Consider the following 20,119-nt stretch of genomic DNA (forward strand, 5'->3'; position numbering starts at 1 on the left):
TCCTGTCAACGAACATGAAGTGTTCAATCTAACTTGAAATCAGCCTGTTTGGCAAACGGGACAACGGGCAGGTCCATCAAGACTCCTTGACCCGGCGGATCTCCGCCCCCAACCCGGCCAACTTCTCCTCAATCCGTTCGTAACCCCGGTCAAGGTGGTAGATGCGGGAAATACGGGTGGTGTTCTCGGCTGCCAGACCGGCAACGATCAGCGAAGCGCTGGCGCGCAGGTCGGTCGCCATCACCGGGGCCCCGCACAGGCCGTCCATCCCCCTGACGGTCGCGGCATGGCCGTCGACACTGATGTCCGCCCCCATGCGCTGCAGTTCGCAGACATGCATGAAACGATTCTCGAAGACATTCTCGCTGATCACGCTGGTACCGTCGGCCAGGCACATCAGGGCCATGAACTGGGCCTGCATATCGGTCGGAAAACCGGGATGCGGACTGGTCTTGATCGAAACCGCCCGCAGCCGTTCGGGGCCGCGAACCCGCAGGCCGTCCGCCTCGGCAACAATTTCAACACCAGCCTCGCGCAACTTGGCGAGCAACGCCTCAAGATGTTCGGCACGAGCGCCATGAACCAGCACATCACCACCGGTGACCGCCGCGGCGGCGAGAAAGGTTCCGGCCTCGATGCGGTCGGGCATGGTGCAATGCTCGTAGGGAGCAAGGTCATCCGCCCCCTGAATATGAATGGTATCACTGCCGGCGCCTTCGATCCGGGCCCCCATCTTGACCAGGGCCTCGGCCAGATCGATGATCTCCGGCTCCCGGGCGGCATTTTCAAGCACCGTTTCGCCTTCAGCCAGAGCGGCGGCCATCAACAGATTCTCGGTTCCGGTCACTGTCGGGATATCAAGATAGATGCGCGCCCCCTTGAGCCGTTCGGCGCGCGCCTCGACATAGCCGTGATCAAGGGTGATTTCAGCACCCATCGCCTCCAGCCCTTTCAGGTGCAGATTGATCGGCCGGGCACCGATGGCACAGCCGCCGGGAAGACTCACCCGCGCGTGACCGAAGCGGGCGGTCAGCGGGCCCAGGGCGAGAACCGAGGCACGCATGGTCTTGACCAGCTCATAGGGCGCCTCAACCGACACCAAGCCGCGGGTGTCGATCCGCAGGGCAGAACCCTCCCGCTCGACTTCGGCGCCGAAAATTTCCAGTAATTTGCCGACGGTGGCGATATCGCGCAACTGTGGAACGTTGCCGAGCCGGCTTTCGCCGGAAGCCAGCAAGGTGGCAAACAGCAGCGGCAGGGCGGCATTCTTGGCGCCACTGACATCGATTTCACCTCGCAGCGGTCGCCCACCCTTGATTTCGATCTGGTCCATAGGATTAAAGCGGGTGTCGGGCTCCAGGCACTGGGCGCCGGGCTTTCTTCACCCCGATTCCTTCTATGCTGAGTGCTGATGTTTTTTCCGCCCGCCGACGACGCGTGGAATACCGGCATAGTCGTCACGGACAAAGAGTTCATCCAGCCCGGCCGCGGCGAACAGGCCCCGAACCGCTTCGGCCTGGCCGATGCCGATTTCGACCAGCAGCCAGCCGCCATCCGCCAGGCAATCGGTCTGGCCGGCCAACGCGCGGTAGGCGTCGAGTCCGTCAGGACCGCCGTCGAGCGCCTCAACCGGTTCGAAATCCCTGACCTCGGGCATCAATGCGGACAGATCCGCGCGCGGGATATAGGGTGGATTGCTGACGATCATCCGCCACGGCCCCGACGGCAGATCCCGCAGGTCACCCGGCAGCCACTCGATTCGCTCCGCCAGACCGGTCGACTCGGCATTGCGGGCCGCCAGCTGCAGAGCCGCGCCCGAACGATCGAGACCGGTCAGCCGCAGCATCGGCTTCTCACCGGCCAGCGCCAGGGCGATGCAACCGCTGCCGGTACCGACATCGAGCACCGCGGCGTCGCTGTCGGGGAGGCGCTTCAGGGCCTCTTCAACCAGAATCTCGGTATCGGCCCGCGGTACCAGCGCCTCCGGACCGACCTGAAGATCGAGGGTCCAAAAGCCGGCATGGCCGACAATGTGCTGCAACGGTTCACGCTGAGCCCGGCGCCGCACCCGCTCGCGATAGGCCGCCAACTCGCTCTGCTGCAGGGGACGATCGAAATTCAGGTAGAGACCGACCCGGTCGAGGTCGAGAAGATCGCACAACAGCAGTTCGGCATCGAGGCGACCATTCTCGACGCCCTTGGATTTAAGATGCGCGGCCGTCCACTGCAGGACCTTGAGAAGCGTCCAGGGTTCTGTCAATCACCCCTCCTGACCAGCCAGCAGTTCGGCCTGGCGGTGCGTTACCAGGGACTCGATCACCTCACCAAGATCTCCCTGCATGATCTGCTCAAGCTTGTAGAGGGTCAACCCGATCCGGTGGTCGGTGCAGCGCCCCTGGGGGAAATTATAGGTTCGGATGCGCTCACTGCGATCACCGCTGCCGACCTGCGACTTGCGGTCAGCCGCCTGCCGGGCCTGTTGCTCGGCCTGCATCTGGTCGTAAAGGCGGGCCTTCAGGACCTTCATTGCCCGCGCCTTGTTCTTATGCTGGGATTTTTCGTCCTGGCAGGAAACCACCAGCCCGCTGGGAACGTGGGTCAGGCGAACCGCGGATTCTGTCTTGTTGACATGCTGACCGCCGGCGCCGGAAGCACGAAACAGGTCGATGCGCAGATCGGCGGGATTGATCTCGATATCGACGTCCTCGGCTTCAGGAAGTACCGCCACGGTGCAGGCGGAGGTGTGAATACGTCCCTGGGCCTCGGTCTCCGGCACCCGTTGCACCCGGTGGGTACCACTCTCAAAGCGGAGGCGGGAATAGACCTTGTCACCGCTGACCAGAGCCACGACTTCCTTGAAGCCGCCGGCATCGGACTCGGAGGCGCTGAGCAGTTCAACCTTCCAGCCGACCTTCTCGGCGTACCGGCTGTACATCCGGAACAGGTCGCCGGCAAACAGGGCCGCCTCGTCACCGCCGGTCCCGGCACGGATCTCGAGAATGACGTTCTTCTCGTCATTGGGGTCGCGCGGCAAGAGCAGCAGCTTCAGCCGTTCGGCCAACGCGGACATTTCGTTCTCCAACGCGGGGATTTCCTCCCGCGCCATCTCGCGCATGTCCGGATCACTGTCCCTGAGCAGCTCACGGTTGCCTTCAAGCTCTTCGCCGACCTTCTTGTAGCGGCCGTAGATGCTGACGATTTCGGACAGGTCGGCGTGTTCCCGGCTCAGGGCCAGGTAACGTTGCCGATCGTTGACAACGGCGGGGTCGGCCAGCAGACCTTCGACCTCACGGAAACGGTCTTCGACTTCATCCAGTTTATGAAACATCGCGGGTCCGTCTTCTCGCCTCAGCAGGGTGTTGAAAAAGTCGCGTTCCCCGGGCCGAGCAAAAATGTCCAGATGCAAGGTGTCCGCAACCCTGCGGAATAAGGCGTACCGGAAGGTACGTCGTTGGCGCGGGGGAAGGGCACGACAAATGGGCGTTTTTCATCAGCCGGTCAGAGGTCGGCGTATTCATCCCGCACCTCCCTGATGGCGCCGCAGGTCATCGATCCTTCCGGGCAGGCGGCCTGCAGACAGCCGGGCCCCGCCGTGGCAAAGATCACCGGGGCGGCCCGCCGGGCGAGGCGCAGCATCTCTTTGGCCATGGCGCGAATCTCCCACTGCGCCCGCCGGCAGCAGCGCAAATGAAAAAAATGGTGCAGCTCGCGCGCGTTCATGGTCATCACCAGTTTGGTTTCAACGGCATTGGGCAGCACGAAACGCGCGTCCTCGGCCGGCACTCCGGCCTCAAGCAGGCGGGCATAGACCCGTCCGGCCGCGGACATGAAGGACTCGAAATCTTCACGCAACTCGGGGCTGGCGGCAATCGAGTCGGGCAGCACCGCCGGAAAATCCTCGGCGCTGGACACATAACGCTGGCTCTGTTGAGAAAAGGAGGCGATACGATGCCGCACCAGCTGGTGGGAACAGGCCCGGCTGATGCCTTCGATACCGAACGTGAACGAGGCATGTTCCAGCACCGAAAAGTGGCCGAGCTTGAGGATCTTTTTCAGCAGCGAAGCCTGATCCTCGGCCTCTTTGGCCAGCAACTGGTCGATATCGGCGGCCGAATAGCAGAGGCGGGCGGCGGCGGCGCAGGCGCGCTCCGGATCGGGAGTATGAGTCAGCAGCTGTACACGCATGGTGGGAGGAAGTACCCCGCGGCACTCCCGTCGGTCGGTAAGCGACACCAGCCGCCGACCGGCAGGCGATGCCCGCAAAGAGCGGACCCGAATCCCGCGGGCGGCATTCGGGCGGAAAAAAGAAGCGGCCCGGCGGGCCGCTTCCAGGCGTTACTTGTTCTGGCCGTATTTTTTGCGGAACCGCTCGATCCGGCCCGCGGTATCGATCAGCTTCTGCTTGCCGGTGAAGAACGGGTGGCAGGCTGAGCAGATTTCCGTGGTGATCTCGCCGCCCCGGGTCGATCGGGTTTCAAAAGTGTTGCCGCAGTGACACTTGACGGTCACCGCCTCGTACTTGGGATGAATGCCTTCTTTCATGATCTGGACTCCTTGTGCCTGGCTTCTGTACAGGCGGATTTTTACACCGTTCGCAGTGAACGGTACTTACTAGCATCTTTGCAGGGTTTTTGCAACCGGGAATCGACACCGGGAATCGACTCTTCGGCACCAAAGAAAAAGGCTCCGCGACCGAACCGGGATATCCCGAAGGCGGGAAGACGCGCTGCCGACCCGCGGACTACTTGCCCATATTGTCGAGAAATTCCTGGTTGCTCTCCGCCTCGCCCAGCTTGTCGAGCAGAAAATCCATGCTGTCGACCACGTTCATGCTCGACAGCACCTTGCGCAGCAGCCAGATGCGCTGCAGGGCGCCCTTCTCAACCAGCAGCTCCTCACGACGGGTGCCCGACTTGTTGATGTCGATGCAGGGGAAGGTCCTCTTGTCCATCAGCCGGCGATCAAGGTGCAGTTCCATATTGCCGGTGCCCTTGAATTCCTCAAAAATGACCTCATCCATCTTGCTACCGGTATCAACCAGGGCGGTGGCGATGATGGTCAGGCTGCCGCCCTCCTCGATATTGCGCGCGGCGCCGAAGAATCGCTTCGGTTTATGCAGGGCGTTGGAATCGACCCCGCCGGAAAGGATCTTGCCGGACGGCGGCTGGACGGTGTTGTAGGCCCGCGCCAGGCGGGTGATGGAGTCGAGCAGGATGACCACGTCGCGCTTGTGCTCAACCAGGCGGCGCGCCTTTTCGATAACCATCTCGGCAACCTGGACGTGGCGGGTGGCCGGTTCGTCGAAGGTCGAGGAAATGACCTCGCCATTGACGCTGCGCTGCATATCGGTCACCTCTTCAGGACGTTCATCAATCAGCAGCACGATCAGGTAGGTATCGGGATGGTTGGTGGTGATCGAATTGGCCATATTCTGCAACAACATGGTCTTGCCGGTACGCGGCGGCGCGACGATCAGGCCCCGCTGGCCCATGCCGATCGGTGTCACCAGGTCGATCACCCGCGCCGGCATGTTGTCAGCGGTGGTCTCCAGGATCAGACGGCGCTCCGGATAAAGCGGCGTCAGGTTGTCGAACAGAGTCTTGTCGCGGGCAACCTTGGGATCCTCGAAGTTGACCTCGGCAACCTTGAGCAGGGCGAAATAACGTTCCCCTTCCTTGGGCGGCCGGATCTGACCCGACACCGTATCACCGGTCTTCAGATTGAAACGGCGGATCTGCGACGGCGAAACGTAAATATCATCCGGCCCCGGCAGGTAGTTGGCATCGGGAGCACGCAGAAAACCGAATCCATCGGGCAGGATTTCAAGCACTCCCTCGCCATAGATGGCACCATTCTTCTGGGCGGTCGAGTTGAGGATGGCAAAGATCAGGTCCTGCTTGCGCATCCCCGAGGCCCCTTCGATCTTCAGGTCCTTGGCGATCGCGGAGAGATCACCAATCTTTTTCTCTTTCAGCTCTTTCAGGTTCATCGAGACTCCTCATGGCCACCGGCGACGGCATCGGGCGCCGACCCCTGATGACAGGGGTGACGTACAGGTTGACGGCAGGTGCTTTTTTTCCGGGCATGCGGCCCTGTTGACATAAGTTAGATTATTTTAAAATCGGCTTTATTCTGGGAAAGATATAGGTCTTTATTATGGTGGGTGCAGCAGTTACCGTCGGATACGACACACAGTATAACAATCACCGGACGGCAGACAAGCAACGCTTGAGTAAATTATTCTTTTCGTTCGACCCGAACCAACCCGGTCAGCTCCGGTGAACAGGCAATCTGAATTCAATCAGGCAGGAAACCCAAGTAGACGGACAAACCACTATTAACCCGCCGCCGGATCGATTGTCAATCAGAAAACGGCAGAGAATCTTCCCCCGGGTCGACCGCTACCACAGCCCCAGCAACCCGGAACCGAGGGAACTGCTCAGATGTTCGAAGAGATCAGCATAAGGTTTCGGATAACTGTCACTGCTGAACAGGTTGCTTTTTTCTTCATTCAGAGTCCGCTCCAACCCCGGAAGGGTGATGTCCCTGATCTTGACCTGGTCGGTCTTGTTGTAAAAGGCCTCGTCAAAATCAGGGTACTGCAGGTCGAGGAATGTTTCGCTGCCCTCGCCGGGATACTCCCAGACCACCTCGCCATCCGGCAACACGACCACCGCCTGAACCTGAATGGTCTGATAACTCGCTTCAAGGTAACTGAGCAGGGTTCGGTCACGACGGCTTTCAACCCGGTCGAGACCATTAAAAATGACAACCAGCAGACCGTCAACGACGTGATCGGCGCACAAGGACGCCACCGCGGCACGATTGAAACGATACTTGCGATAAATTCGGCTTCCCTCCCCCTCGATGCTCTGTCCAGCAATCAACTGCCGAAAGAGACCGTCGGGAGAGCCCTTCACATCCCTGACATCGAAATAGGTCTTTTCCTTGCGCAGCAGTTCGACCAGGCGCTGTTCCTTGTCGACGTTCTGACGCCGCACCATCCGCAGGATCTCCTCTCCCTGCGGATGGTGCGGCAGAGACCCGGGATCAACCAGCAACGGAACCACCCCCAGGGTCTTGACCTTGCTCTGGTATTCCTTTTTCGGCAGCAGGTAGCTCCCCCCGGAACAACCGGTCAACAGCAGAATCAGCAGCAGGGCAAATACGCGAACCATGGTCATCTCCTCTTTTCGGCATCGACAGATGAAGGAAGGAACAGCCGCAGGTGATTATAGCGGATTTTGCACAAAGAGGAAAACAGGGTTTCCCTCGTTTCGGCCGGGGAGTTCAATCCCCTGCCTCTTGACAGCGAGACGGTCCTGCAGGATGCTAACGACCTGTTGAATAGACATTTATTCAATTCAGACAAGTAAGCTCCGGCCCGATTTATTGAACTGTTATTGACAAAGGAGAGCCCCATGAACATTCTGTCCCGTCCCCTGTTGATCTGTTTCTTCTGCCTGGCCCTGCCCCTGACCACCTCCGCCGCCAACCTGCAGCCGCTCGGCATCAAGGACGCCGCCACCCTGGCAAGCGGCACGGGTGAGCTGCGTTTCGGCATCGCCTACCTGTCCGACAGCTACCTGCCGTTTCAGCAGCAGAACAGTGACCGTACCCAGGTTTCAGTTCCGGAACTGAACCTGACCCTGGGCCTCGGCAAGCGGATCGAGGTCGAGGCGATCTACGAATTGCTGCTGGTCGACGAAACCGGCCGGGACTCGGATATCGGCAGCGGGGATCTGCGGCTGGCAACCAAGATCAACCTGCTCAAGGAAGACCTGCAGCTTCCGGCCATCAGCCTGCGCGTCGCCACCAAGCTTCCCAACGCCAGCCGAACAGACGGTTTCGGCACCGACGAGGCCGACAATTTCATCGACCTGCTGGCCTCACGCACCTTTCCGACGTTCAGTCTGCACGCCAACCTCGGCCTGGCGATTCTCGGCGACCCGAACGACAGGCAGGATGACAAACTGCATTACGCCCTTGCCGTCAGCTACCCGTTGCCGGCCCACAACCTCAACCTGCTGGCCGGCATCGAAGGCTATGACTTCGGTGCCGGCAACCTCAATGACCGCGGCGCCCTGACCGCCGGAGCGCAGATCCGGCTCGGCGGTTCCACCATCGATCTCGGCGCCTCGGTCGGCTACCGCAACCGCAGCGAAGACTGGGGCCTGCGGGCCGGACTCACCACCCCGTTCGACCTTCCCGAGGGATGGTAACCGGGTCACATCTTCGGGAACGGCGGGGAATGCTCCTGACGTCAAAGGAAGACACCCCCCAACGAAGCAGTTCAGCCGGCGGAGCCGATTTCAGCTCCGCCGGCACTTTTTGTCCCAGAAACTCCAGGGCCGCCGCCAGCCAATCCCCCGCGGCATGAACATCCAACGGCAGAGAACCATGGCGTTTGCTCAGTTTTTCGCCGTCGGCCGCAAGGACCAGGGGCAGGTGCAGGTAATCCGGCACCTGCCAGCCGAGACACTGGTGCAGGTAAATCTGTCGCGGCGTCGAACCGAGCAGATCGGCCCCCCGCACGACCTGACTGACACCGCAATCATGATCGTCGACCACCACCGCCAGCTGGTAGGCGAAAAGGCCGTCGGCGCGGCGCAGAACGAAATCCCCAACCACCGTCGCCAGGTGCTGCTCGACGACACCGAAAACCAGGTCACAGAAAGTAACCGCCTCGGCCGGCACCCGCAGCCGTTCAGCCCTTGGCCGACGACCGGGAGGAAGCCCGGCTCGACAGGTTCCGGGGTAGACCGGTCCCTCCTCCCCGGCGTGGGGAGCACTGGCCAACACCTCCCGGCGACTGCAGCCGCAATCGAAGACCAGGCCACGACCGCGCAACTCGTCCAGTACCTGCCGATAGCGCTCATCCCGCCGGCTCTGCCAGAGGACCTCCCCGTCCCACTCGAAGCCGCACAATTCCAGGACACGCAGGATCTCGTCCGCCGCCCCGGGACTCACCCGCGGCCGGTCCAGGTCCTCCATACGCAGCAGCCAGCGTCCTCCGGCGCGGCGGGCCAGGCAGAAACTGCCGACCGCCGCCACCAGCGAGCCGAAGTGCAGCGGCCCGGTCGGACTCGGCGCGAAGCGACCGACATAGTCAGTTGTTCCGAAATCCTGATTCACACCTCACACCTCACACCTCACACCTCACACCTCACACCTCACACCTCACACCCTGAACATGCCCGCGACTCAAGCAACTGTCAAGAAACTCGCAACACCTCGACTCCCGACGGGACTCACAAAACCGGAGCCTGGTTATTGACAAAAACAGATATAAAAAGTATTCATAACCGTAATTGTCGTTTTAATCTGCTTTTTTCAGGAGGCCGATGTGCTGATCACCCGAGCTACAGAATATGCCATTCGCGCGCTGCTCTACCTGGCCAAACAGCCGAAGGGACAGATCGTTCTGAAGAAGGACATCTGCGCCAGCCAGGACATTACCCCGGCATTTCTGACCAAGATCCTGCAGCCACTGATCAAGGACGGGGTGGTCGGATCGCAGCGGGGTGTCGGCGGCGGATTCTTCCTGATCAAGGATCCCGAAGAGGTCACTCTGCTGGATGTCGTCAAAGCTGAAGAGGGCCCTCTCTACCTCAACCACTGCATTGCCGAAGCAGGCATCTGCGAACGGGATGTCTTCTGCCCGATGCACGGCGCCTGGCGCAATATCCGTGAAGAACTGATGCAGACCCTGGCCCGGTACAGTTTCGCCGAACTGGTTGCGATGGAAGAAGAGAACCTCAAGCGCCTGGGCAACACCTCCACCTGACCCGTCTTTTTTCCACCTGTCCCATGGACATTCCAACCATTGATCACCGGCAGCTGCTGGAACTGGCGGCGGCGCGCATGCCCTTCGGCAAACATGCCGGACAGCGGCTGCTCGACCTGCCGGAACCCTACCTCGTCTGGTTCGCCGGAAAAGGATTTCCACCGGGAAAACTCGGCACCCAGCTGCAGGCCGTCTACGAACTCAAAATCAACGGGCTGGAACATCTCCTCGATCCGTTGCGTTGACCGTTCTACCCATCTCCCCCCACTTGTTCATTCCCGTCTCCAGATAAATGCCCGACAATTTTTGTCAGATTTATTGACGCCGGCCATTTTTTCGTTTATGTTCGCAAATGTCGATGCCGAAGTCCGCCATCGAACGCTTTGTCACGAAGCGGGAATCGCCCATCAACTCACCAGGATCGAACATGGAACGAATCTACCTCGACAACAATGCCACCACCATCGTCGACCCGGCAGTGCGCGACGCCATGGAACCTTTCTTCTGCCACATGTACGGCAACCCGAACTCGCTACATTCCTTCGGCATCGAGGTGCGACCCTACCTGCACCAGGCCATGGAACAGCTCTATACGGGGATCAACGCCGCCGACGATGACGATATTGTCATCAACTCCTGCGCCACCGAGGGCAACAACACTGTCATCCTCGGTTTCTATTTCAACCTGCTGAAGGACACGCGCAAGAAACACATCATCACCACCCAGCTCGAACACCCCTGCATCCGCGAGTCCTGCCGCTACCTTGAAACCCACGGCGTCAAGGTCACCTACCTCGCCCCAGACCGCGACGGCATGATCACCGCCGAGGCGGTCCGGGGGGCGATCACCGACCAGACCGCGCTGGTGTCGGTGATGTGGGCCAACAATGAGACCGGCCTGATCCTGCCCATCAAGGAGATCGCCGAGGTCTGCCGGGAACGTGGCGTCTACCTGCATACCGACGCGGTGCAGGCGATCGGCAAGATCAAGGTTGATGTCCAGGAGGTCCCGGTCGATTTCCTCACCTTCAGCGCCCACAAGTTCCACGGCCCCAAGGGGGTCGGCGGGCTCTATATCCGCAACGGGGTCAGCCTGCCGCCGCTGCTGCACGGCGGTGAGCAGATGGGCGGCCGCCGCGCCGGCACCGTTGATGTCCCGGGGATGGTGGCGATGGGCAAGGCAATGGAACTGGCCAACCAGCACCTGGCCTTCGAACAGACCGAAGTCCGGCGCCTGCGTGACAAGCTGGAAGATGCCCTGCTGAAGATTGATGACGTGCTGGTGGTCGGCAGACGCGAGCTGCGCACCCCCAACACCGTTTACGTCAGTATCCGCGGCGTCGAGGGGGAAGCGCTGATCTGGGACCTGAACCAGAACGGCATCGCTGCTTCGACCGGCAGTGCCTGCGCCTCGGAATCGCTGGAAGCGAGTCCGATTCTGACCGCCATCGGCGCCGACAAGGAACTGGCCCACACCGGCGTACGCCTTTCGCTGTCGCGCTTCACCACCGAGCAGGAGATCGATTTTACCATCTACACCATCAGCAAGGCGGTGATGCGACTGCGACAGCTGTCGACATCGTATTAAAAAACATTCAACGCAGAGGCGGAGAGGAGCAGAGGCAGAGAGAAAATGCATTGAGGAGTTCTAAAAACCTTGAACAGGTTTAACTCTGCGCTCTCTGCCGCTCTGCGCCTCTCCGTTAAAAAAGGTCTCCTGGCGCACTTGGCGCCTTGGCGGCCCGATATATTTGAACCAACCCAACAGGAGCAACAACCATGGGCAAAAGTGACCTGATCGGCGGCGAACTCTGGGAACAGTATTCGAACAAGGTTGCCGACCGCATGAACAACCCGCGCCACTTCGGCGTCCTCACCGAAGACGATGCCAAACAGCTCGGCGGCAGGCTGGTGATTGCCGACGAGGGGGCCGAATCCTGCGGCGACACGGTGCGCCTCTTCTGGATCGTCGATCCGGAAACCGACATTATCAAGAAGGCAACCTTCAAATCCTTCGGCTGCGGGACCGCCATCGCCGCCACCGACATGATGGCTGAAATGTGTATCGGCAAGACCGTCGACGAGGCGGCGAAAATCACCAACCTCGACGTCGAACACGCCCTGCGCGACGAAGAGGACCAGGCCGCGGTGCCACCGCAGAAGATGCACTGCAGTGTCATGGCCTACGAGGTCATCAAACGCGCCACCTCGATCTACCGCGGGGTCGATATCGCCACCTTGGCCGAAGCCGATATTGTCTGCGAATGCGCCCGCGTCACCCTGCAGACGGTCGAAGACGCGATCCGCATCAACGACCTGAAAACGGTCGAGGAGATCACCGACTACACCAAGGCCGGCGCCTTCTGCAAATCCTGCATCCAGCCCGGTGGCCACGAAAAACGCGAACACTACCTGGTCGACATCCTCGCCCGGGTGCGGGCCGAGATCGAACGCGAACGCAACCCCGACCAGGTCCAGTCCGACTTCACCAAGCTCTCGGTGGTCAAGCAGATCAAGGCCATCGAGGCGGCCCTCGACGAGCACATCCGCCCGGCCCTGGCCCGCGACGGCGGCGGCATCGAGCTGGAGGACATCACCCCGGGCGAGGACGGCACCGTGCTGGTCCACCTCGCCTACCAGGGCTCTTGCAAGGGCTGCGCCGGCAGCCTGGCCGGTACGCTGACTTTCGTTGAACGAACCCTGCGCCAGGAGGTCAGCGACAAGATCCGCGGGGTGGTGGTCTGACGTCGGGGCTTACCGAACAGCACCGAATAAAGAAAGGGTGGGGACGACATTGCTCTCCCCACCCATTTCTTTATCCTGAATCCGTGGGTTTATGCCGGATGAAGAGTGCAAGTGCTTGGACTGAATGCGATTTTCAAAAATCTGAGGCGCACCCATAGGTTCGCCGGTGATTTTTGGGAAGCGCAGGCAGATCAATGACTTGCGCTATTCGCCGGCGATAAGCTCACTGATTCAGGTTTATTCCCTGAATCAGTGAGTCCCTTGTCGGCGGGCATGCAGCGGAGAAACTGATAAAATCAACCCCGGCAATCCATAACAGGGGATTCGACATGCGGTTGTTTGTCCATCTGCTGCTGATAGGTTCCATTTTCGCGCTGGTGACACCCGCCGGAGCGACGGAAAAGAACCGGTCCTTCCAGGCCTGGCTGGCTGAATTGCGCGGAGAAGCCCGGGCGGCGGGGATATCGCAGCAGATCATTGACGAAGCCCTGGCGACCGTCCGGACGCCGCGCAGGCAGGTCATCAGGCTTGACCGCAACCAGCCCGAGTTCAAACAGTCGCTCAAGGCCTATGTCGCGAACCGCATCAACGACCGACGGGTCGCCAACGGCCGGACCATGCTACGACGCTATCCGACCTGGCTCGGCCGGGTCGAACGACGCTACGGCGTTCAGCGGCGCTTCATCCTCGCCCTCTGGGGCATTGAGACCGGCTATGGCGAGGACAGCGGCAATTTCCCCGTGATCCGATCCCTGGCCACCCTGGCCTACGACAGCCGCCGCTCCGGCTATTTCCGCGGCGAGCTGATCGAGGCGCTGAGGATTCTCGACGCCGGGCATGTTCACCTGCCACGCATGAAGGGCTCCTGGGCCGGGGCGATGGGGCAATGCCAGTTCATGCCCTCCGCGTTCCGTGACTTCGCCGTCGACGCCGATCACAGCGGCCGCATCGACATCTGGGGTTCGATCCCCGACGTGCTCGGCTCCATCGCCAACTACCTGTCACGCTCCGGCTGGAAGGACGACCAGACCTGGGGCCGTGAAGTGAAACTGCCAAACAGGTTTGACTTTTCCATCGTCGGACTTGAAACCCGCCTGCCTCTCTCCCGCTGGCAGGCCCTCGGTGTGCGACGCAGCAACGGCCGCGCCCTGCCCCGCCGCGAGATTGAAGCGTCGCTGATCATCCCCAACGGCCCAAAGGGCCCGGCCTACCTGGTTTACGACAATTTCCGCGTGCTGCGCAGATGGAACCGTTCCAACGCCTTTGCCGTGGCGGTCGGCACCCTGGCCGACCGGCTTTCGGCTCCCTGAACCGCCCCCGGGGGAGATGGACAAAAAAATGACCGGACGACCACAAGGGTCGCCGGTCATTTTTCGTTCAACGAGCTGCTGGAACAGGTCAGAGGATCGGCTTCATCCCTTCCATCGCCGCACGCAGTTCCTCACCGACCTCCTCGACGAGGTGACAGCGAATCGCTTCGTTGACAGCGACCAGGGTCTGGTTGTCGACATGGTTGTCCCTGACATCCAGCCCCTTGCCGATCACGTCGGTGCCGACCCTGGCCATGAAGTCCTGCAGCAGCGGCACGCAGGCATGGGAGAAGAGGTAGCAGCCGTACTCGGCGGTATCGGAGATGATGCGGTTCATCTCGTAGAGTTTCTTGCGGGCGATGGTGTTGGCGATCAGCGGCGTCTCGTGCAGCGACTCGTAGTAGGCCGACTCCGGCTCGATGCCCGACTCGACCATGGTCTCGAAGGCGAGTTCGACCCCGGCCTTGACCATGGCGACCATCAGGATGCCGTGGTCGAAGTACTCCTGCTCGGCGATCCCGCCCTGCGCCTCGGTGGTCTCGAAGGCGGTCTTCGAAGTCTCCTCGCGCCAACCGAGCAGCTTGGCGTCGTCATTGGCCCAGTCCTCCATCATGGTCCGGGAAAACTCGCCGGAGAGGATGTCGTCCATGTGCTTGATGAAGAGCGGACGCAGGATCTCCTTCAGTTCTTCAGCCAGCTTGTAGGCGACCAGCTTGGCGGGATTGGCGAGACGATCCATCATGTTGGTGATGCCGCCGTGCTTGAGGGCCTCGGTGATGGTCTCCCAGCCGTACTGAATCAGCCCGGCGGCATAACCGGCCTCGATGCCGCCGGCGACCATCTTGTCGAAGCAGAGCAGCGAACCGGCCTGCAGCATGCCGCAGAGAATGGTCTGCTCGCCCATCAGGTCGGACTTGACCTCAGCGACGAAGGAGGATTCGAGCACCCCGGCGCGGTCACCGCCCTGGGCCGAGGCAAGCGCCTTGGCGATCTCCAGGCCGTCACCGTTGGGGTCGTTCTCACCGTGTACGGCGATCAGGGTCGGCACCCCGAAGCCGCGCTTGTACTCCTCGCGCACCTCGGTACCGGGACACTTGGGAGCGACCATGATGACGGTCAGATCCTTGCGGATCTCGGTGCCTTCCTCGACGATGTTGAAACCGTGGGCATAGGAGAAGACCGCGCCCTGCTTCATCAACGGCACCACGGTTTCCACCACGTTGCTGTGCTGCTTGTCGGGAGCGAGGTTCATGACGATGTCGGCGGTCGGCAGCATCTCCTCGTAGGAACCGACCTTGAAACCGTTCTCGGTGGCGTTGCGCCAGGACTGGCGCTTTTCGTCGATGGCGCCCTGGCGCAGGGTGTAGGCGACATCGAGACCGCTGTCACGCATGTTCAGGCCCTGATTGAGCCCTTGAGCGCCGCAGCCGACGATCACGATCTTCTTGCCCTTGACGTACTCGCAGCCGTTGGCGAACTCTTCGGCCTCCATGAAACGGCAGGTACCCAGCTCCTGCATCTGGCGCCGGAACGGCAGCGAACTGAAATAATTCTGAGCCATGATTCTCTCTCCTTCGATGTATCCTGAATCAGTGAGCTACTTGTCGGCGGGTAGCACAAGTCATTGACCTGCCTGAGTTTCCCAAAAATCACCGGCGAACCTATGGGTGCGCCTCAGATTTTTGGAAACCTCACTCAGATCAAGCACTTGCACTCTCCATCCAACAGTAGCTCACTGATTCAGGTGTATGGGGTCAGCAGAACCTGTGGTCTGATCCGGGATGCAATCATAGCGCACTTTAAAGGATGCGCAGTGTTGCGTAAATTGATTTATTGTGGATATTGTGTTGCTAAATATGCAATATTGAAATGATCATGGATATCAACGAACTGGAAATCTTTCTCAGCGTCGCCGAACAGTTGCACTTCGGCCGCGCCAGCCAGGCCTGCAACCTCAGCCCCTCGGCGCTGACACGTACCATTCAGCGACTGGAAACCCAGCTCGGGCAGACCCTGTTTCTGCGTGACAACCGCAGCGTCGCCCTGTCCGCAGCCGGGGAACGATTTCGCGACTATGCCCGCAAGACTGTCAGCGACTGGCACAGCTTCCGGGACAGCCTGCGGACCAGTGAAGAAGTTTCGGGCAGCCTCTCTCTCTACGCCTCGATCACCGCCGTCTACAGCCTGCTTCCCGACCTGCTGGAAGCCTATCGCCAGGCCTATCCCGAGGTGCATCTCGAACTGCGTACCGGGGCCGCCGAGCAGGCACTGCCGCAACTGCAGAGCGGCCAGATCGACGTGGCCGTCGCCGCCCTGCCGGACCACCTCGGCCCACGGATCGAATTCCTGCCGATCGCCACCACGCCGTTGATTTTCATCGCCCCTGCCGTCAAGAGCGGCAACGACGGCCTGAACGACATCCCGTCTTTCAGAATGGCGGACACCCCGCTGGTGGTACCACGCGGCGGCCAGGCACGGCGGCGCCTCGATCAGTGGTTCAAAGAACAGCAACTGCGGCCCAATATCAGCTCCGAAGTCTCCGGCAACGAGGCGATCATCGCCATGGTCCGGCTTGGCGTCGGGGTCGGCGTGGTGCCGCAGCTGGTGCTGGAACGCAGCCCCTTCCGCGACGAGGTCCGCATCCTGGAAGATGCCCCCCGACTCGAACCCTACATCGTCGGGCTCTGCAGCAGCCGCAAAAATCTCCGTCGTCCGGCAGTCCAGGCCTTCTGGCAACTGGGGGAACAGGGGATCAAAACCTGAGGGGATCGGGTCAGAACAAAAAACACCCTGGAGACCAGGAGGGTGAGTCATCCAGGGCGAAGAAGGAAGCGGCGTCCCGCCTCCGTGAAAAGCGTTGTGACAGATGGCTTACACCATCTATATTGAGTATAGGCCCCGCTTCCGCGGGGGTCAAATCGGCGGCGGAAAAATTCTGGCCGGCCCATACCGATTGCGAGTCAAGGGGCGTCCGGGAGCAGACATAGAGAAGCAACGCAAAGCTTGCAGGGCACTCTCCGTTAGACGGCGACAACACGAGAGGAAAACCGAAAAATCCCCGGTACACCGTTCCACGGTGGTCGAGATTTTTGTGTAAATGCAAGGCACCTGAGGATTGAAGACTGAGTGCAACGCAGCAGATGCGTGCGTATCGACCACCCTCGCAGAAAAACCGCGGGGTCGCGGCCCCGCTCTCCGCCTTACTCTTGCCTGCTCGCAAGAGTAAGCAGAAAGAGCTTTCGCCTGCGGCGGGCATGGACACTACCCCCTGCCAATCATGCTGATGATGAAACCCGCGGCGCTCTCGTTGCACCGCCCGGCAGTCGTGGTAAGTGAAGCTGTCTACGCGGGGAGGCAGACAAACAGGCTACACAGAGGAAGCATTTAAACCAAAATACACAATCTCATAGCCGTTTCTCTTCAGCTACACCGTTTCGAGGTGGTCGAGACGTGCCCGAATGCAAGGCGCGCGAAGACTGAAACCGCAGGTGTAGCGGCAGCTACATCGAGGAATTGTGAAGGCTGAGCGCAACGCCGCAGGCGGGTGCGTCTCGGCCGCCTCAGCACCAACGCTTCGAGGCGGCCGAGATTCGTGCAGATGCAAGGCGTCTCGCAACTGAAGGAGTGAGGTGTAGCGGCAGCTACTCCGCAGCGACTGAAGGCGCGAGCAACGCAGCAGATGCGCGGATATCGGCCGCCCTCACTACTTAACCGATTCTTCGGGGTAGGCGTGGATATTATGAATCGACAGATCCGGACCGCGGAACTCCTCTTCATCCTCCAGCCGGAAACCGACCGTCTTGGCGATCACCCCATAGACCACGAAGCCGACCACCAGGGCGAAAACGATCGCCAGCAGGGTGCCGATCAGCTGGGACATGAAGCTGACGCCGCCCATGCCGAGAAACATCGTCTGGCCGAAGATTCCCGCCGAGATGCCGCCCCAGCTGCCGATCAGACCGTGCAGCGGCCAGACACCGAGGACGTCATCGATTTTCAGTCTTTCCTGCTCCAGTTCAAAACCGTAGACGAAAATCAACGCGCCGATGCCGCCGATGAAAAAAGCGGCGATCGGGTGCACCAGGTCGGAACCGGCGCAGATGGCGATCAGACCGGCCAGCGCGCCGTTGTGCACGAAACCCGGGTCATTCTTGCCGGCGATCAGGGCAAAAAGGACCCCGCCGACCATCGCCATCAGCGAATTGACCGCCACCAGTCCGGAAATGCCTTCCAGGTTCTGGGCGCTCATGACATTGAACCCGAACCAGCCGACCGCCAGGATCCAGCTGCCGAGGGCCAGAAACGGGATGTTGGAAATCGGGATCGCCTTGCTCTGGCCGCGCACCCAGCGCCCCAGGCGGGGACCGAGGATGATGACCGCGGGCAGCGCCAGCCAGCCGCCCATGGAATGAACCACCACGCTGCCGGCGAAATCGTGGAAACCGGCACCGAAGGTTGATTCCAGCCAGCCCTGCAGGCCGGAGCTGTTCTGCCCCCAGATCAGCGATTCGAAAAAGGGATAGAAGATGCCGGCAAAAATGCCGCCGGCCACCACCTGCGGCCAGAACTTGGCCCGTTCGGCGATGCCGCCGGAGATGATCGCCGGGATACAGGCGGCGAAGCAGAGCAGGAAGAAGAAACGCACCAGCTCATAGCCGTTGTTGTCGCCGAGCAGCGAACCCGCCGGGGCGAGAAAATTGACACCGTAGGCAATCGGGTAGCCGATCAGGAAATAGACCACGGTCGAGACCGACCAGTCGGTGAGAATCTTGACAAAGGCATTGACCTGGCTTTTCTGCCGGACGGAACCAACTTCAAGAAAGGCGAACCCGGCGTGCATGGCAAAAACCATGACCGCGCCGAGCATGAGAAAAAGAACGTCACCACCGTGACGCAGGGACACCATTGCGGACTCCATTGTCAGCAACCTCCTTGCACAGATTGAATGCCGGCCACCAAGCCGGTTCCGGGCTCTTCTTTCAACATGCATACCAGCCGACGAAACGTCTGACATTCCCCGTCGCGGTTCATTTCCACCCCGCAACCTGTCACTTTTTTAATCACCGATGGCTCGAAATTAGGCAGTTTCCCGGACATCCCAATACTACGGTTGTTTGTGTTGTTTTGTCCCGCATTTTCTTCTTGACTAAACCTGTTGGGTTTTATATTGTCTTTTCCCGACACGTTCAGTGTTTTAAATACAATCGAAACAGAGGCACATTCAACGATGGAATCAACGCAGCGCAGCCTGGCCAAGGCCATTTCATGGCGCATTATCGCAACGATCATCACCGCCCTGATCGCCTATGCCATGACCGGCGAAATGACCTTCGCCGCTCAAATCGGGTTGGCTGACACCTGCCTGAAGTTTTTTGTTTACGTCGGCCACGAGCGTCTCTGGAACCGCATCTCCTTCGGCCGCGAAAAACAGCAGCCCGAATACTACATTTAAAAAAGGGGCAGACCATGGGACATACCGCCGCAAGGTTGACAACCAACGACCCGCCCGCCGCGAAGGAAATCCTGCAGCAGGGCATCGCGCAGGCCGGGGGACCGGTGGCGCTGGCCTGTTCGTTCAGCGTAGAGGATGTCGCCGTTATCGACCTGGCGACCCAGGCGGGGCTGCCCCTCGGGGTCTTTGCCATCGACACCGGTCGTCTGCCGGAGGAAACCTACATCGTCGCCGAAACGGTTTCCCAACGCTATGGGCTGTCGATCGAATGGTATTTCCCCCAGGCCGAAGCGGTTCAGCAGCTGGAACGGCAAAAAGGGCTCTTCTCCTTCCGTGAAAGCCTGGAAAACCGTCACCAGTGCTGTGCGGTCCGCAAGGTCGAGCCGCTGCGACGTGCCCTGTCCGGGCTGTCCGGCTGGGTCACCGGCATGCGCCGCGCCCAGAGTGTGACCCGCAACGACATCCTGCCGATCGAGGTTGACCGGGCCCATGACGGCCTGCTGAAAATCAACCCGCTCTGCGACTGGAGCGAACAACAGCTGTGGGATTATGCCCGCGACCAGCGGATTCCGATCCACAAGCTGCACCGGCAGGGCTATCCGAGCATCGGCTGCGCACCCTGCACCCGCGCCGTCAAGGAGGGAGAAGATGTCCGGGCCGGCCGCTGGTGGTGGGAAAATCCGGAGCACAAGGAGTGCGGGCTGCATCGGTAAGAAAAAAAGCGGCTAAAGGCTAAAGGCCAAGGGCTAAAGGCCAAGGGCTAAAGGCCCAGGGCTAAGGGCTAAGGGCTAAGGGAAGAAACTCATGACACATCTGGAACAACTC

Annotated in this window: 19 protein-coding genes; 9 read left to right on the top strand and 10 right to left on the bottom strand. The window is 60.6% G+C overall.

What is annotated here, in order from left to right; genetic code table 11:
* Positions 1–76: 76 nt before the first annotated feature.
* The 7 genes from murA to C2E25_RS08950 all read right to left on the bottom strand — a co-directional run bounded on the left by murA (position 77) and on the right by C2E25_RS08950 (position 7,178).
* Positions 77–1,333 (bottom strand): UDP-N-acetylglucosamine 1-carboxyvinyltransferase, encoded by a 1,257-nt coding sequence (murA, locus tag C2E25_RS08920; protein ID WP_103115409.1) that lies wholly within the window; start codon positions 1,331–1,333, stop codon positions 77–79.
* Positions 1,334–1,396: 63 nt separating this feature from the next.
* Positions 1,397–2,260, bottom strand: a complete 864-nt coding sequence (gene prmC, locus C2E25_RS08925; RefSeq protein WP_103115410.1) for a peptide chain release factor N(5)-glutamine methyltransferase — start codon at positions 2,258–2,260, stop codon at positions 1,397–1,399.
* Positions 2,261–3,328 carry a peptide chain release factor 1 gene (gene prfA, locus C2E25_RS08930; protein ID WP_103115426.1) on the bottom strand — a complete coding sequence of 356 codons (1,068 nt, stop codon included), beginning with the start codon at positions 3,326–3,328 and terminating at the stop codon, positions 2,261–2,263. It abuts the gene before it with no gap.
* A gap of 170 nt (positions 3,329–3,498) precedes the next feature.
* Positions 3,499–4,185, bottom strand: coding sequence for an FAD-dependent thymidylate synthase (gene thyX, locus C2E25_RS08935; RefSeq protein WP_103115411.1), 687 nt, complete (start codon positions 4,183–4,185; stop codon positions 3,499–3,501).
* A gap of 150 nt (positions 4,186–4,335) precedes the next feature.
* Positions 4,336–4,542 (bottom strand): 50S ribosomal protein L31, encoded by a 207-nt coding sequence (gene rpmE / locus C2E25_RS08940; protein WP_103115412.1) that lies wholly within the window; start codon positions 4,540–4,542, stop codon positions 4,336–4,338.
* Positions 4,543–4,741: 199 nt separating this feature from the next.
* Positions 4,742–5,989 carry a transcription termination factor Rho gene (gene rho, locus C2E25_RS08945; RefSeq protein ID WP_103115413.1) on the bottom strand — a complete coding sequence of 416 codons (1,248 nt, stop codon included), beginning with the start codon at positions 5,987–5,989 and terminating at the stop codon, positions 4,742–4,744.
* A gap of 412 nt (positions 5,990–6,401) precedes the next feature.
* Positions 6,402–7,178: a hypothetical protein gene (locus C2E25_RS08950; RefSeq protein WP_103115414.1), complete on the bottom strand. Its 777-nt coding sequence runs from the start codon at positions 7,176–7,178 to the stop codon at positions 6,402–6,404.
* Positions 7,179–7,421: 243 nt separating this feature from the next.
* Between C2E25_RS08950 and C2E25_RS08955 the strand changes: the two genes are divergently transcribed.
* The gene (locus C2E25_RS08955; protein ID WP_103115415.1) at positions 7,422–8,222 is read left to right on the top strand and encodes a transporter; all 801 of its coding nucleotides are present in this window, start codon (positions 7,422–7,424) and stop codon (positions 8,220–8,222) included.
* On the opposite strand, the gene gluQRS is transcribed toward C2E25_RS08955, so the two are convergent.
* The gene (gluQRS, locus tag C2E25_RS08960; protein WP_103115416.1) at positions 8,188–9,135 is read right to left on the bottom strand and encodes a tRNA glutamyl-Q(34) synthetase GluQRS; all 948 of its coding nucleotides are present in this window, start codon (positions 9,133–9,135) and stop codon (positions 8,188–8,190) included. The two genes, C2E25_RS08955 and gluQRS, sit on opposite strands and share 35 nt — an antisense overlap.
* 211 nt (positions 9,136–9,346) lie before the next feature.
* Between gluQRS and C2E25_RS08965 the strand changes: the two genes are divergently transcribed.
* The 5 genes from C2E25_RS08965 (at position 9,347) to C2E25_RS08985 (ending at position 13,842) form a co-directional block, all read left to right on the top strand.
* Positions 9,347–9,787, top strand: a complete 441-nt coding sequence (locus C2E25_RS08965) for an RrF2 family transcriptional regulator (protein ID WP_085011870.1) — start codon at positions 9,347–9,349, stop codon at positions 9,785–9,787.
* Between the two features lie 23 nt (positions 9,788–9,810).
* Complete coding sequence (locus C2E25_RS08970) at positions 9,811–10,032, top strand: DUF3820 family protein (RefSeq protein ID WP_085011871.1); 222 nt, start codon at positions 9,811–9,813, stop codon at positions 10,030–10,032.
* Positions 10,033–10,214: 182 nt separating this feature from the next.
* Entirely contained in the window at positions 10,215–11,375 is a 1,161-nt protein-coding gene (locus C2E25_RS08975) for a NifS family cysteine desulfurase (protein WP_103115417.1), read from the top strand.
* 191 nt (positions 11,376–11,566) lie between these two features.
* Positions 11,567–12,532: an iron-sulfur cluster assembly scaffold protein gene (locus tag C2E25_RS08980; protein WP_103115418.1), complete on the top strand. Its 966-nt coding sequence runs from the start codon at positions 11,567–11,569 to the stop codon at positions 12,530–12,532.
* A gap of 329 nt (positions 12,533–12,861) precedes the next feature.
* Positions 12,862–13,842: a lytic murein transglycosylase gene (locus tag C2E25_RS08985; RefSeq protein WP_103115419.1), complete on the top strand. Its 981-nt coding sequence runs from the start codon at positions 12,862–12,864 to the stop codon at positions 13,840–13,842.
* Between the two features lie 88 nt (positions 13,843–13,930).
* On the opposite strand, the gene ilvC is transcribed toward C2E25_RS08985, so the two are convergent.
* Complete coding sequence (gene ilvC, locus C2E25_RS08990; RefSeq protein ID WP_103115420.1) at positions 13,931–15,403, bottom strand: ketol-acid reductoisomerase; 1,473 nt, start codon at positions 15,401–15,403, stop codon at positions 13,931–13,933.
* 314 nt (positions 15,404–15,717) lie between these two features.
* On the opposite strand from ilvC, the gene ilvY reads away from it, so the two are divergent.
* Positions 15,718–16,605, top strand: coding sequence for an HTH-type transcriptional activator IlvY (gene ilvY, locus C2E25_RS08995; RefSeq protein ID WP_103115427.1), 888 nt, complete (start codon positions 15,718–15,720; stop codon positions 16,603–16,605).
* 940 nt (positions 16,606–17,545) lie between these two features.
* On the opposite strand, the gene C2E25_RS09000 is transcribed toward ilvY, so the two are convergent.
* On the bottom strand, positions 17,546–18,748 hold the full coding sequence (locus tag C2E25_RS09000; protein WP_332882155.1) for an ammonium transporter: 1,203 nt from the start codon (positions 18,746–18,748) through the stop codon (positions 17,546–17,548).
* A 321-nt stretch (positions 18,749–19,069) separates the two neighbouring features.
* Between C2E25_RS09000 and C2E25_RS09005 the strand changes: the two genes are divergently transcribed.
* The gene (locus C2E25_RS09005) at positions 19,070–19,294 is read left to right on the top strand and encodes a DUF2061 domain-containing protein (RefSeq protein ID WP_103115422.1); all 225 of its coding nucleotides are present in this window, start codon (positions 19,070–19,072) and stop codon (positions 19,292–19,294) included.
* A 14-nt stretch (positions 19,295–19,308) separates the two neighbouring features.
* Positions 19,309–20,007, top strand: coding sequence for a phosphoadenylyl-sulfate reductase (locus C2E25_RS09010; RefSeq protein ID WP_103115423.1), 699 nt, complete (start codon positions 19,309–19,311; stop codon positions 20,005–20,007).
* Positions 20,008–20,119 lie beyond the last annotated feature (112 nt).

Origin of the sequence: Geothermobacter hydrogeniphilus, assembly GCF_002898515.1 — a bacterium.
Classification (GTDB): domain Bacteria; phylum Desulfobacterota; class Desulfuromonadia; order Desulfuromonadales; family Geothermobacteraceae; genus Geothermobacter_A.

Coding starts and splice junctions, on each gene's coding strand:
- murA (WP_103115409.1), bottom strand. CDS start 1,333: ATGGACCAGATCGAAATCAAGGGTGGGCGACCGCTGCGAGGTGAAATC.
- prfA (WP_103115426.1), bottom strand. CDS start 3,328: ATGTTTCATAAACTGGATGAAGTCGAAGACCGTTTCCGTGAGGTCGAA.
- thyX (WP_103115411.1), bottom strand. CDS start 4,185: ATGCGTGTACAGCTGCTGACTCATACTCCCGATCCGGAGCGCGCCTGC.
- rpmE (WP_103115412.1), bottom strand. CDS start 4,542: ATGAAAGAAGGCATTCATCCCAAGTACGAGGCGGTGACCGTCAAGTGT.
- rho (WP_103115413.1), bottom strand. CDS start 5,989: ATGAACCTGAAAGAGCTGAAAGAGAAAAAGATTGGTGATCTCTCCGCG.
- C2E25_RS08950 (WP_103115414.1), bottom strand. CDS start 7,178: ATGGTTCGCGTATTTGCCCTGCTGCTGATTCTGCTGTTGACCGGTTGT.
- C2E25_RS08955 (WP_103115415.1), top strand. CDS start 7,422: ATGAACATTCTGTCCCGTCCCCTGTTGATCTGTTTCTTCTGCCTGGCC.
- C2E25_RS08970 (WP_085011871.1), top strand. CDS start 9,811: ATGGACATTCCAACCATTGATCACCGGCAGCTGCTGGAACTGGCGGCG.
- C2E25_RS08975 (WP_103115417.1), top strand. CDS start 10,215: ATGGAACGAATCTACCTCGACAACAATGCCACCACCATCGTCGACCCG.
- C2E25_RS08980 (WP_103115418.1), top strand. CDS start 11,567: ATGGGCAAAAGTGACCTGATCGGCGGCGAACTCTGGGAACAGTATTCG.
- C2E25_RS08985 (WP_103115419.1), top strand. CDS start 12,862: ATGCGGTTGTTTGTCCATCTGCTGCTGATAGGTTCCATTTTCGCGCTG.
- ilvC (WP_103115420.1), bottom strand. CDS start 15,403: ATGGCTCAGAATTATTTCAGTTCGCTGCCGTTCCGGCGCCAGATGCAG.
- ilvY (WP_103115427.1), top strand. CDS start 15,718: ATGGATATCAACGAACTGGAAATCTTTCTCAGCGTCGCCGAACAGTTG.
- C2E25_RS09000 (WP_332882155.1), bottom strand. CDS start 18,748: ATGGTGTCCCTGCGTCACGGTGGTGACGTTCTTTTTCTCATGCTCGGC.
- C2E25_RS09005 (WP_103115422.1), top strand. CDS start 19,070: ATGGAATCAACGCAGCGCAGCCTGGCCAAGGCCATTTCATGGCGCATT.
- C2E25_RS09010 (WP_103115423.1), top strand. CDS start 19,309: ATGGGACATACCGCCGCAAGGTTGACAACCAACGACCCGCCCGCCGCG.